At 63.4% G+C, this 12,340-nt stretch carries 12 protein-coding genes and 1 tRNA gene; 7 read left to right on the top strand and 6 right to left on the bottom strand.

What is annotated here, in order from left to right:
- Positions 1-32 precede the first annotated feature (32 nt).
- From DDE20_RS07130 to DDE20_RS07120, 3 genes are all read left to right on the top strand, one after another.
- The gene (locus tag DDE20_RS07130; protein WP_165814442.1) at positions 33-854 is read left to right on the top strand and encodes a creatininase family protein; all 822 of its coding nucleotides are present in this window, start codon (positions 33-35) and stop codon (positions 852-854) included.
- A gap of 83 nt (positions 855-937) precedes the next feature.
- Positions 938-1,693, top strand: coding sequence for an alpha/beta hydrolase (locus DDE20_RS07125; protein ID WP_116557755.1), 756 nt, complete (start codon positions 938-940; stop codon positions 1,691-1,693).
- Positions 1,694-1,753: 60 nt separating this feature from the next.
- Positions 1,754-1,830: transfer RNA gene (locus DDE20_RS07120), tRNA-Arg, on the top strand.
- 244 nt (positions 1,831-2,074) lie between these two features.
- Here the strand turns inward: DDE20_RS07120 and phoU are convergent.
- From phoU to DDE20_RS07090, 6 genes are all read right to left on the bottom strand, one after another.
- Positions 2,075-2,800 carry a phosphate signaling complex protein PhoU gene (phoU, locus tag DDE20_RS07115; RefSeq protein ID WP_116557754.1) on the bottom strand — a complete coding sequence of 242 codons (726 nt, stop codon included), beginning with the start codon at positions 2,798-2,800 and terminating at the stop codon, positions 2,075-2,077.
- 10 nt (positions 2,801-2,810) lie between these two features.
- Positions 2,811-3,608, bottom strand: a complete 798-nt coding sequence (gene pstB, locus DDE20_RS07110) for a phosphate ABC transporter ATP-binding protein PstB (protein ID WP_240607873.1) — start codon at positions 3,606-3,608, stop codon at positions 2,811-2,813.
- A 20-nt stretch (positions 3,609-3,628) separates the two neighbouring features.
- Positions 3,629-4,927 carry a phosphate ABC transporter permease PstA gene (pstA, locus tag DDE20_RS07105; RefSeq protein ID WP_116557752.1) on the bottom strand — a complete coding sequence of 433 codons (1,299 nt, stop codon included), beginning with the start codon at positions 4,925-4,927 and terminating at the stop codon, positions 3,629-3,631.
- Positions 4,928-4,938: 11 nt separating this feature from the next.
- Positions 4,939-6,315, bottom strand: coding sequence for a phosphate ABC transporter permease subunit PstC (gene pstC, locus DDE20_RS07100; RefSeq protein WP_116557751.1), 1,377 nt, complete (start codon positions 6,313-6,315; stop codon positions 4,939-4,941).
- Between the two features lie 69 nt (positions 6,316-6,384).
- The gene (locus DDE20_RS07095) at positions 6,385-7,431 is read right to left on the bottom strand and encodes a substrate-binding domain-containing protein (protein WP_116557750.1); all 1,047 of its coding nucleotides are present in this window, start codon (positions 7,429-7,431) and stop codon (positions 6,385-6,387) included.
- A gap of 328 nt (positions 7,432-7,759) precedes the next feature.
- Positions 7,760-8,668, bottom strand: coding sequence for a LysR substrate-binding domain-containing protein (locus DDE20_RS07090; RefSeq protein ID WP_116557749.1), 909 nt, complete (start codon positions 8,666-8,668; stop codon positions 7,760-7,762).
- A gap of 92 nt (positions 8,669-8,760) precedes the next feature.
- On the opposite strand from DDE20_RS07090, the gene DDE20_RS07085 reads away from it, so the two are divergent.
- Genes DDE20_RS07085 through DDE20_RS07070 form a run of 4 tightly spaced genes read left to right on the top strand, consistent with a single transcriptional unit; the run spans position 8,761 to position 12,340 of the window.
- Positions 8,761-9,885, top strand: coding sequence for an NAD(P)/FAD-dependent oxidoreductase (locus DDE20_RS07085; RefSeq protein ID WP_116557748.1), 1,125 nt, complete (start codon positions 8,761-8,763; stop codon positions 9,883-9,885).
- Complete coding sequence (locus DDE20_RS07080; protein WP_116557747.1) at positions 9,851-10,192, top strand: (2Fe-2S)-binding protein; 342 nt, start codon at positions 9,851-9,853, stop codon at positions 10,190-10,192. The genes DDE20_RS07085 and DDE20_RS07080 overlap by 35 nt, the downstream gene beginning before the upstream one ends.
- Positions 10,185-11,573, top strand: a complete 1,389-nt coding sequence (locus DDE20_RS07075) for an FAD/NAD(P)-dependent oxidoreductase (protein WP_116557746.1) — start codon at positions 10,185-10,187, stop codon at positions 11,571-11,573. The genes DDE20_RS07080 and DDE20_RS07075 overlap by 8 nt, the downstream gene beginning before the upstream one ends.
- Positions 11,570-12,340 carry an ABC transporter ATP-binding protein gene (locus DDE20_RS07070; protein ID WP_116557745.1) on the top strand — a complete coding sequence of 257 codons (771 nt, stop codon included), beginning with the start codon at positions 11,570-11,572 and terminating at the stop codon, positions 12,338-12,340. The genes DDE20_RS07075 and DDE20_RS07070 overlap by 4 nt, the downstream gene beginning before the upstream one ends.

The following is a 12,340-nucleotide window of genomic DNA, read 5'->3' as shown; positions in this document are numbered from 1 at the left end:
GCATGGCTCACTGCGCAAAACAGGAGGAAAACATGTCACACGCCGCCGAAATCGACTGGTCGCGCCTCAAGGCGCATGAATTGCGCGCGCTTGCGGCGCAGAATGCGGTGGTGATCCTGCCGATCGCCTCAATCGAGCAACACGGGCCGCATTTGCCGGTGATGACCGACACGCGGCTCGGGTTCGAGGTCAATATCCGCGCCGCCCGCAGAGCCTATGCGACGCGTCCGGTGGTGGTCGCGCCGGTGGTCTGGTCGGGGCTCAGCGAGCATCACATGCCCTACGGCGGCACCCTGACGTTGAGCCACGCCACCTTCCGCGCGGTCTTGCGTGATCTCATTGACTCGCTGGTGCGCCACGGGTTCCGCGATATCCTGATCTCCAACAGCCACGGCGGCAATCAGGTGGCAATGCAGCAGATTTGCGACGAGTTGTCGCCGCAAGTCGAGGCCACCCTGGTCGCCACCACCTATGTTACCGAGGCCGGTGAGAGCCTGTCACAACATCTGCAAGACCAGCAGGGTGTGATGCATGCAGGCGAGGCGGAAACCTCGATGATGATGGTCTGCGAGCCCGATCTGGTCGACACCTCGGCGCTGGCCGAGATTACCGACGGGATGGACGGCGGGCGGTTCCTGAAGGCGGGTAAAGCCTCCTATCGCTGGCGCCCCTTTACGCATGTCACCGCCAACGGCATGGCCGGCAACCCCGCCCGCGCCACGGCGGAAAAGGGCGAAGCGATGCTCGAAGCCGCTGCCGACGCACTCGCCGCGCTGATCCTTGACCCGCAAACCTGGGCGCCGCCCGAAGACCGGCGCGGCGAGGACACTATGGGCGTGCCCTTTCACCGCTGATCATAAGGCGCTTGGGGTCTGGCTCTCGCGCGGCGCTCGGGCTAGCATCCGCGCGAGAGTATGGATCAAGAAAGCCCGCCACCATGACCGACCGTTTGGACACGCCGCAAGGCCGCCAACTCGCCTATGTGCAAACCCCCGCCACCGCAGAGGGGGTGGATAAACCCGGCGTGGTGTTTCTGGGCGGGTTCAAATCGGATATGACCGGCACCAAGGCGCAGTTTCTCGAGGATTGGGCCAAACGCCATGGCCGCGCCTTCCTCCGCTTTGACTACTCGGGCCACGGCCAGAGCAGCGAGGATTTCCTTGACGGCTCGATCGGCGATTGGGCCGAGGATGCGATGGCCGCGATCTCGTCGCTCACCCAAGGGCCGCAGGTGCTGATCGGCTCGAGCATGGGCGGCTGGATCTCGCTTTTGGTCGCCAAAGCCATGCCCGAGCGAGTGGCCGGTTTGATCGGCATCGCCGCCGCACCGGATTTCACCGAAGACAGCATGTGGGATGGTTTTGACGACGGCCAGCGCGCCGCCTTGATGAATCAGGGCGCGATTGAACTGCCCTCGGAATATGACGACGGCCCCTATGTGATCACCCGCCACCTGATCGAGGACGGGCGCAAGCATCTGGTGCTGCGCGACCCCCTCGCCCTGCCCTTCCCCGTGCGGCTGCTGCAAGGCTCGGCGGATGTCGATGTCCCGCCCGCGGTGGCGCTGCGGCTGTTCGAGCACGCCGAGAGCCCCGACCTGCGGCTGACCATGGTGAAAGGCGCCGACCACAGGTTTTCCGAGCCCGAGAACCTCGCGCTGATCGCCGAGACACTCGACAGCCTCACCCGATAGAAATTTGCCGCTGCGAATGGCTTGACGACACGCCACGCGTGCCGCAAATACCACCAACGCGGTCCCGTAGCTCAACAGGATAGAGCACCTGACTTCTAATCAGGATGTTGGGGGTTCGAGTCCTCCCGGGATCGCCATTTTCAAACCAGAATGCACGCCCTGATGCCGTAGACACGCGGAGGCTGCGGGGTTTCTGCCTGTTGTGGGTCAGCCAAGACCGGACAGGGGTGCCGGAGTTGGGCGACGCCGAGGTTTCAGAGTATCTCAAGCGAAACACACCGGCTGAAACGCAGGCCCCCAGCCGGATGGACTGGCTGGGGGTGACGCGCGGGTTGAGCGCGGGTTGCTAGGTGCCGGGCACTAGAGAGCTGACGGTGAACCTCAAGCAGGATCGCCGAAGCTCTCGGGGCTGGAGAGTGACGTCAGATCGCCTTTCGGCCGGTCCTCGTCGGGCAGTTCGCCGGTCACCAGATAGATCACCTGTTCGGCGACCGAGGTGGTGTGATCCCCCATCCGCTCGATATTCTTGGCGATGAAATGCAGATGCATACAGGCGGTGATGCTCTGCGGCTCTTCCATCATATGTGTCAGCAGAGACCGGAACAGCGTGTTGTAAAGCTCGTCGACCTCGCGGTCCCGCTCGCGCACCTCTTGGGCGATTTCCAGATCGCGGCGCGTATAGGCATCGAGCGCATCGCCCATCATCGCGACCACCGCTTTTTGCATGCGGCGCAGCGCCGGAGACACATCCTTGACCGGATGCGCATCGGCCAGCACCGAGGTGCGTTTGGCGATATTCTTGGCGTAATCGCCGCAGCGTTCCAGATTTGACGCGATGCTCATCACCGTCAACACCGTCCGCAGATCGCCCGCATTCGGAGACCGCGTCGCCAGAATACGGGCGCAATCGATCTTGATCCCCTCTTCCAGCTCGTCAATCGCCCGGTCGTTCTTGCGCACGGTTTCGGCCATTTCCAGATTATTGGTCGCCAGCGCCTCGGCCGCCCTCAGCATCGCCGTCTCGACCTGAGCAGCCATTGTCATCAGCATGGCCTGTGCGCCCTGCAGGTCGCGGTCGAAGGCGCTGGAGATATGTTTGGTGTCCATGACGGGGCTCCTATCCGATCCGGCCGGAAATATAGCTTTCGGTGCGGCGGTCTTTGGGATTGGTGAAAATATCGTCGGTATCGCCATATTCGACGAGGTTACCGAGATGGAAAAACGCGGTCTTCTGGCTGACCCGCGCGGCCTGCTGCATCGAGTGGGTGACGATCACCACGGTGTATTTCTCGCGCAGGGTGTCGATCAGCTCTTCGATCTGCGCGGTGGCGATGGGATCGAGCGCCGAGCAGGGCTCATCCATCAGCAACACTTCGGGATCGGTGGCCACGGCGCGGGCGATGCACAGGCGTTGTTGCTGTCCGCCCGACAATCCGGTGCCGGGGGCATGCAGCCGGTCCTTGACCTCGTCCCAGATCGCGCCACGACGTAAGGAGCGCTCGACGATTTCGTCCATCTCGGCCCGGGATCTGGCCAGCCCGTGGATTTTGGGGCCGTAGGCAACATTGTCATAGATCGACTTGGGGAACGGGTTCGGCTTTTGAAACACCATGCCGACGCGGGCGCGCAGCTGCACCGGATCAATGCTGCGGTCATAGATGTCGTCGCCATCAATGCGGATATCACCCGTCACCCGGCAGATATCGATGGTGTCATTCATCCGGTTGATGCAGCGCAAAAAGGTGGATTTGCCACAGCCCGACGGACCGATGAATGCGGTGACCGAACGCTCCTTGATATCGACATCGACATCCTTGATCGCATGGGTATCGCCGTAATGGACCTGCACGCCGCGCGCGCTGATCTTGGTGCTATTGGTGTCGATATCGCGGGTGACGGTTCTGAGGGCGTCCACGGCCTCTCCTTTCGGGTTATTTACCATTTGCGTTCAAACTTGCTGCGCAGGTAGATCGCGATGGCGTTCATCATGATGAGGAAGGTCAGCAACACGAGGATTGCGGCAGAGGTGCGGCTGACAAAACCGCGCTCGGGGCTATCGGCCCAGATGAAGATCTGCGTCGGCAGGGCGGTGGCGCTGTCAAACGGCGTCGCGGGGGCCGAGGTGATGAAAGCGTTCATCCCGATCAGCAGCAGCGGCGCGGTTTCGCCCAGCGCTTGCGCCAGACCGATGATCGTGCCGGTCAGGATACCGGGCATCGCCAATGGCACGACATGGCCAAAGACCACCTGTTGTTTCGACGCACCCAGCCCCAGTGCGGCCTCGCGGATCGAGGGCGGCACGGCTTTGAGGGCAGCGCGCGTTGCGATGATGATCGTCGGCATGGTCATCAGCGCCAGCGTCAACCCGCCGACAAAAGGCGCCGAGCGCGGCAGGCCGAACAAACCGATGAACACCGACAGCGCCAAGAGGCCAAAGACCACCGAAGGCACCGCCGCCAGATTGTTGATATTCACCTCGATGAAATCGCTCAGCTTGTTTTTGGGCGCGAATTCCTCAAGGTAGATGGCCGCGCCGATGCCCAGAGGAAAAGAGATCAGAAAACAGGTCAGCAGCGCCCAGAACGAGCCCATGATCGCGCCCTTGAGCCCTGCCAGCTCGGGAAAGCGGCTGTCGGCATTGGTCAACAGCCCGGTGTTGAGGCTGGCGGCAATCGCGCCATTCTCGACCAGACGATCATAATAAGCGATCTGCGTATCATCGAGACGGCGCAGGTTTTCCGGCGTCTCGCGGTCCAACAGATCCTTGTGCAGCTGGTCGTAGGGGTCGGAGACCGGCACGCTGATGGTGATCGTCTGCCCGATCAGCTCCGGCTCTTCGACCACGCGGTCACGCAGTTGAAACTGGGCACCGTTGGACAAAATGCCGCCCACCACACGCATCTCGGCGCGGTCCTGTTGATCGACCGAGGGCAGGTCCGCCGCCACTGCCGCCGCTAGCACATTGGTGAAATTGCCGCGTGGCAGGCGTTCGACGCTGATCTCCTCGGGGTCGATGAAGACCTCGAGCGTGATCTCGGTCTGGGTGAACGCCTTATGGCCAGTGGTGATCAGCGAGGCGAGCAGGATGAACAGCATCAGGAACGCAAGGCTGATCGCGGTGATGCCAAAGATCTGCAGGATCAACTGCTTGCGATGCCGCCGCGCGAGAGAGCCGTGCACCTTGTCCATCGTGGTCCGCGCCACTGCGCCCGAGCCGGAGGGGATATCGGTCATGGGATCAAGCCTCAATCGTAGGCTTCGCGGTATTTCCGGACGATCCGGAGCGCGAAGATATTGATGATAAGAGTGACGATGAACAGCATCATCCCCAGCGCGAAAGCGGCCAGCGTCTTGGGGTTGTCAAACGAGGTATCGCCGATCAGCAGGGTGACGATCTGCACGGTGACGGTGGTGACGCTCTCCAGCGGGTTCAGCGTGAGATTGGCCATCAACCCCGCCGCCATAACCACGATCATCGTCTCGCCAATCGCGCGGCTGACCGCCAAAAGGACACCGCCGACGATACCGGGGATCGCCGCCGGAAAGAGCACATTGAGCACCGTCTCGGCGCGGGTGGCGCCAAGCGCCAGCGCACCGTCGCGCATCGACCGCGGCACCGCCGACAGCGCGTCATCGGCAAAGGACGAGATAAAGGGCACCAGCATGATCCCCATCACCCCGCCCGCCGCCAGCGCGGTATTGGGCGCGACGGGTATCCCCATCGAGGCGCCCAAACTGCGGATCGCGGGGGCCACAACAAGGATGGCGAAAAACCCGTAGACCACCGTCGGCACACCGGCGAGGATCTCCAGCAACGGTTTGGCGACCGAGCGGATGCGCTTGGGGGCAAACTCGAACAGATAGATCGCCGAGAGCAACCCGATGGGCACGGCGATAAAGATCGCCACGAAGGTGATCACGATCGTGCCGGCGATCACCGGCAGCCAGCCAAAGGCACCGGCGGCGGCAATCTGATCGGCGCGGATCGGGATCTGCGGCTCCCAGTTCAGGCCAAAGAGAAACTCGGTCAGCGGCACGAGGCGCAGGAATTTATAGGTCTCGAAGGCCAGCGAGGCGACAATGCCGACGGTGGTGAAAATAGCCGCGACCGAGCAAAAGATCATCAGGCCCGAGATGATACGCTCGACCCCTTGGCGCGCGCGAAATCCGGCGGCGACCTTTCGACGGGCGACATACATGATCGCGAGGCACAAAAGCGCGGTCAGCAGCACCAGACCCAGCGCGGCCAACTCGCGCAGCTCGGTCAGATGCGCGGCGGCGGCCAGTTTCCACGGCTCGGGATCGCCAAAAATGCGCCCGCCCGATATCGACTGGATCTCGGCAAGGATCAGATCGGCCTGTCCGGTATCCAGCCCGTCCAGCGTGCCCGCGGGCAGCGCCCACATCACCATCGCGTTGACCACCGGCCCTTGCAGCACCAGCCAGATCAGGATCACCACCAGCACCGGCACCAGCATCAGCAGCAGCGCGAACAGACCGTGGTAATTCGACACCGAATGCAGCCTTGCACCGCCATCGCGGATGGTCGTTGCCGCGCGCCGGTTCAGGGCATAGGCCGCAAGGCTGGCCACAAGAAGAATAGCGAAAGCCAAGGTCGTCATCGGATACACCCGCTCAAGTTAAAATGCCCGGGCCGGCGTTGACCGGCCCGGGCAGGATCATTCAGGCGTTCAGCCTGCGGGGGCGTCCATCGACTGGCCGTTCAGGACGTTGTCCTGCAGCATCTGCATCCGCTCTTCGGCCAGCGGCACCAGACCACGCTCGGAGAGATAACCACCGGAAGCCAGCGCGCCGTCCGACATATATTCCTCGATGAAAGCGTCGAGGTTGGGGATCACGCCGCGATGTGCGTTCTTCACGTAGAAATACAGGGGCCGCGAGATCGGGTAGGAGTTATCGGCAATGGTATCGATCGAAGGATCGACGCCATCAATCTGCACACCCTTCAGTGTGTCCATATTCTCATAGAGGAACGAGTAGCCGAAGATGCCCATGGCGTTCGGGTCAGCGACGATGCGCTGCACGATCAGGTTGTCATTCTCGCCGGCTTCGACAAAGGGTCCGTCGGTGCGCATACGCGAGCAGTTGTCTTCGACCCAGTCACCGTCGAAATCGCCATTCGCCACATAGTCGAGTGCTTCGCAACCGGCGTGCATCGCCAGTTCGACAAAGGCGTCGCGGGTGCCGGAGGTCGGCGGCGGGCCATAGGCCAGAATGTCGGTGTCGGGCAGATCGGGGTTGATTTCCGACCAGCGGGTATAGGGATTGTCGACCCATTCGCCATTGACCGGAACCTGTGCGCCCAGCGCGAGGTAGATTTCAGCCAGCGACAGGCTCCACTCGACGTCATTCGCGCGCGAGATCGCCAGCGACAGGCCGTCAAAGCCGATCAGCGCCTCGGTGATGTCGGTGACACCGTTTTCTTGGCACAATTCGTATTCGGATGCTTTCATTGCGCGCGAGGCGCCGGTGATGTCGGGATGCTGCTCGCCCACGCCACCGCAGAAGATCTGCATGCCGCCACCGGTGCCGGTCGATTCGACGATCGGCGAGGGGGCGCCGGTGATATTCGCGAACTGCTCTGCCACGGCTTGGGTATAGGGAAACACGGTCGACGAGCCGACAATGCGGATCGCGTCGCGGCTCTGCGCGAAGGCAGCGGTTGTGGAGATTGCGGCAACCGCACAGGCAGAGGCGGTCAGTTTCAGGTAAAGCATGATGGCTCCCAGGTTTGTATCGGTCGCTGTCACGACCATGAGTGGCGGAATACGGGGGCTTTGTGATGCTTATGTTAGAGTTTTGTTACGGTTTTATGACAAATCGCTTGGCAGGCCGCTCAGGAAGGATATTTGCCATTTCCTCAGGGCAAGCGTTGCTATTGGGGCGGAACACGGCGTGCAGACGCGCAGCTTGGCACCTTGTGTCGCGAGCAAACCCATCGCGCGCGCTGGCTTTGTGACTGTTTGCGTATTGTAGCGCGCATGAGGGCACCAAACGGTGATCCTCCCCCTGCCCGCCCCGCTTTCGCTATTGGAAATGCGCGGATCAGTCGCCCAGTAGCGCGGTGAATTGCGCTTCGATCAGATCCAGAAAGCGGGCGGCGACCCGTGAGGGTTCGCGCAGCGCGGGCAGCAGAAGATCATAGCGAAAGGGCTGCGCTGGATGCAGTGGGCGGGCGGTGATGCGACCGGCAGCGGCGAAATTGGCCGCCGTCACCGGCTCGACAATTGACACCCCCGCTCCGCTGGCCACCAACTCGCAGATCGAGGCCGAAAGCTGCGCCTCGGCAACAATCTGCGGGCGCGCATTGCCCGCGGCCAGAAACACATCCGTCTCCGAGCGGGTGGCGATCTCGGCGCCCAGCGCAATAAAGGGCTGCTCATCAAAATCAGCGGGTTCGAGCCGGTCTTTCACCGCCAGAGGATGCCCGAGCGGCAGCACCGCCTGCATCGGCGCGGTGCAAATCGGTCGCCGCGTGACCGCCGGATGATCCATATCCAGCGCGGCAAACCCAAGGTCGAACTGCTGCGAACTCAGATGCCGCAGCACCGCCTGCGAACTGCGCGCCCGCAGCGAAACCTTGATCCCGGGTTCGGCTTTGACAAAAGCGGCAATCGCATCGGGGAGGAATTTCAGCGCCAGCGCCGGCATCCCCGCGATCAGCAAACTGCCACGGCGGAAATCGCGGATATCCTCGATCACGCGGGAAATCTCGGCCAGCCCGACAAAGGAACGCTCGACCTCTTCATAAAGCGCCAGCGCCTCGGGGGTGGGCAGCAATTGCCGCCCGCGCCGCTCGAACAGCTCGAAACCCGCCGTATGTTCCAGATCCGCGATCATCCGGCTGACCGAGGGCTGCGTGGTATTGAGCACTTCGGAGGCCGCAGTGACCTTGCCGGTTTCAATAACCGCGCGAAAGGCTTCGAGCTGTCGATGGGTGAGACGGTGGAGCATGGTGAATACATATCACCACGGTATGGATAATGCAAAAATTACAATTTTTCCGCATAGGTCACCCCGTGCAACTGTGCAAGCGGAGGAATCACATGGTTTTGCGCAGTTCAGAGATCACGATTATCGGTGGCGGCATCGTCGGGCTATCGACGGCGCTCGGCCTGTTGCAGGCCGGTCTGCGGGTGACGGTTCTGAACGGCGCTGACGGTGATTTTCGCGCCTCACAAGGGAATTTCGGGCTGATCTGGCTGCAAGGCAAAGGTGCCGATTTCGCCCCCTATGCGGCATGGACCCGCGAGGCGGTGGCGCGCTGGCCCGAGTTTGCGCGAGCGTTGCAAGAGCTAAGCGGCGTCGATCTGGCGCTCCAGCAATCCGGCGGCTTTGAATTCTTCACCGATCCCGATGAGTTCACCGCATTCGCCCAGAGCCTCGCGCAGCAACAGGCGCATCTTGGCCCGCGTTTTAGCCATGAGATGATCGACGGCGATACGCTGCGGCGCCTGCATCCCGAGATTGGCCCCGAAGTTGTCGGCGCCAGTTTCTGCCCGCTCGACGGCCATGTGAACCCGCTGCGCCTGCTCACCGCGTTGCAGCGCGCTTTTGTCACGCTGGGCGGCGAGATCAGGACCGGCGCGCAGGTGGTCGAGATCGCACAGGCCCAAGGCGGCGGCTTTGACCTGCGCCTGAAAGACGGCACGCATCTCGGCGCCCCGCGGGCGGTGCTCTGCGCCGGTCTCGGTTCATCGACACTGGCCGCGCAACTTGGCTTTGCCACCCGCGTCAGCCCCCAGCGCGGCGAATTGCTGATCACCGAAAAGCTCGGCCCGCGGTTGGGCTTTCTCTCCAGCACCATTCGGCAGGTCGATGAAGGCGGGCTGCAGATCGGTGGCACCAAGGCCAATGTCGGGCCTGATGATCGTGAAACCCTTAGCGAAATCAACGCCCTCGCCCGCCACGCGGTCACGGTTCTACCCGCCCTCGCAGATGTGCGGGTGGTCCGCGCATGGGGCGCGCTGCGGGTGATGACCCCCGATGGCTATCCGGTTTACGCGCGTTCGCCGCAGCACCCCGGCGCCTATCTGGTCACCTGTCACAGCGGCGTCACCCTGGCCTCGCTGCATGCCAGCCTGCTCGCCGATTGGATTGAGGACAGTGCCGCAGCACCTGATTTGGAGGCATTCGATGACCATCGATTCGCGCTTTCTGCCGCGGCCTGACGCCGGCGCTTTGCTGCATATGACGCTGGACGGCGCGCCGATTACCGCGCGCGCGGGCGACACTCTGGCGGCGGCGATTCTGGCAGCCTCGGGTGATGCCTCCCGCCACAGCACCATGGGCACGCCGCGCACCGCCTATTGCATGATGGGCGTCTGCTTCGACTGTCTGATCGAGGTTGACGGGCAGCCCAACACCCAAGCCTGTATGGTCGCAGCGCGCGATGGCATGGTGCTGGCCCGCCAGAACGGCGCTCGCGGGCTGCGCAAACTCTCCTCAACGCCAGCACAGAGCAACGCCGATGGTTGATGTCGATCTGATCATCATTGGCGCCGGTCCCGCAGGCATGGCCGCCGCGGCGACATCCGCGCAGGGCGGCGCACGGGTCTTGATGCTGGACGAGCAACCGCAGGCGGGCGGGCAAATCTACCGCAATCTGGGTGCCGAAACCCCGCCGCCCGCCTATCTGGGCGCCAGCTATGCGGCGGGCAAACCGCTGCTCGCCGGGCTGCGCACTGCGGGGATTACCGGTGAGTTCAACGCAACTGTCTGGCGCATTGACAGCGACGCCGGCATGCCGCGGGTGCTCTGGTCACGCGGCGGCACTAGCCACGCCGGCCAAGCGCCGCATGTCCTGCTGGCCGGTGGCGCGCAGGAACGGCCGACGCCCTTTGAGGGCTGGACCCTGCCCGGGGTGATGCCCGCCGGTGCCGCGCAGATCCTGATGAAAACCGCCCAACTGCTGCCGCGCGATGCAGTGCTGGCCGGTTCCGGGCCGCTCCTCTACCTGATCGCGGCGCAATTGATCGACGCGGGCGCGCCGCCGCAAGCCTTGGTCGAGACGCAAACACCCGCGATGATGACCCGCGCAATGCGCCACCTGCCGCGGGTGCTTCTGGCCCTGCCCGAGCTTGCCAAAGGGCTGGCACTGATCCGCAAAATCACCGCGGCGGGCATCCCGCGCTATACCTCTGCCGCGGGTTTCCACGCCAGCATGCGCACCGATGGCAGGCTGGATTTCAGCTTTACCGCCAAGGGTCGCGCGCATACCCTTTGCACGCCAATCTTGCTGACCCATCAAGGCGTTATCCCCTCCACCCATATCAGCCGCGCGGCGGGAATTGCCCATGCGTGGAACCCCGCACAGCAGGCGATCGCGCCGGTCACCGACCGCTGGGGCGGAAGTGATGTCGAGGGGCTGCATATCGCGGGGGATGGTGCGGGGATCGGCGGCGCCGAGGCGGCGCGGGCGGCGGGCGAATTGGCCGCGCTCGACATCCTGCGCCGCTTGGGCCGTATCGACAAAAACACCCGCGACAGGCAAGCCAAAGCCCCGCGTCGCGCATTGACGCGGGCGATGGCGATCCGCCCGTTTCTGGATGCCGCCTATGCGCCGCCGCCCGAAATCCTCGCCCCCGATGGCGAGACCATCGTCTGCCGCTGCGAAGAGATCACCGCCGCCGAGATCCGCCAGTCGCTTGAGGGTGGCGCTACCGGCCCGCGCGGCGTCAAAACCGCGACCCGCGCCGGTATGGGCCCCTGTCAGGGCCGCATGTGTGACCTGACCCTGCGCGGCATCCTTGAAAACTGCGGCGCGGCCCCCGCCCTGCCCCGCGCCCGCACCCCGATCAAACCCGTCGCTCTGGGCGAACTCGCCGCCCTCGCCCCCCACCGGAAGACCAAAGCATGACCGCAAACTCCGCCCTCAAAATCGACAATCTGCACAAAAGCTTTGGCCCCCATCAGGTGATCAAAGGCGTCTCGATGGAGGCGCAAAAGGGCGATGTGATCGCGATCCTCGGCGCCTCGGGGTCGGGCAAAAGCACCTTTCTGCGCTGTATCAACCTGCTGGAGACGCCGAATTCCGGCGATGTATATCTGGGTGGCGAGAAAATCCGCATGCGGAAAAACCGCCACGGCGAGACCATTCCCGCCGATATCCGGCAGGTCGAACGCATGCGCGCCCGTCTGGCGATGGTGTTTCAGGGCTTCAACCTCTGGTCGCATATGACGGTGATGGAAAATGTGCTCGAAGGCCCGCTTTATGTGCAGGGGATCCCCAAATCCGAGGCCCGCGACAAGGCGCAGGCGCTCTTGGCCAAGGTCGGCCTCTCGGACCGCGCCGATTACTACCCCGCGCATCTTTCGGGCGGCCAGCAACAGCGCGTCGCGATTGCCCGCGCGCTGGCGATGGACCCCGATGTGATGCTGTTTGACGAGCCGACTTCGGCGCTCGACCCCGAGCTGGTCGGCGAGGTGCTCAGCGTGATGCGCGACCTCGCCGAAGAGGGCCGCACCATGCTGGTGGTCACCCATGAGATGGGGTTTGCCCGCGATGTCTCGTCGAAAACCGTGTTCCTGCATCAGGGCGAGATCTGCGAAGAAGGCCCGCCCTCGCAACTGTTTACCAACCCCGAAACCGAGCAATTCCGGGCCTTTTTGTCCCGCATGAACTGA

This window comes from Pararhodobacter oceanensis, from assembly GCF_003076755.1.
In the GTDB taxonomy this organism is placed as follows: Bacteria; Pseudomonadota; Alphaproteobacteria; order Rhodobacterales; family Rhodobacteraceae; genus Pararhodobacter; species Pararhodobacter oceanensis.
Note: the sequence above shows the minus strand (reverse complement) of the source record. Positions and strands in the feature narration are given on the sequence as shown.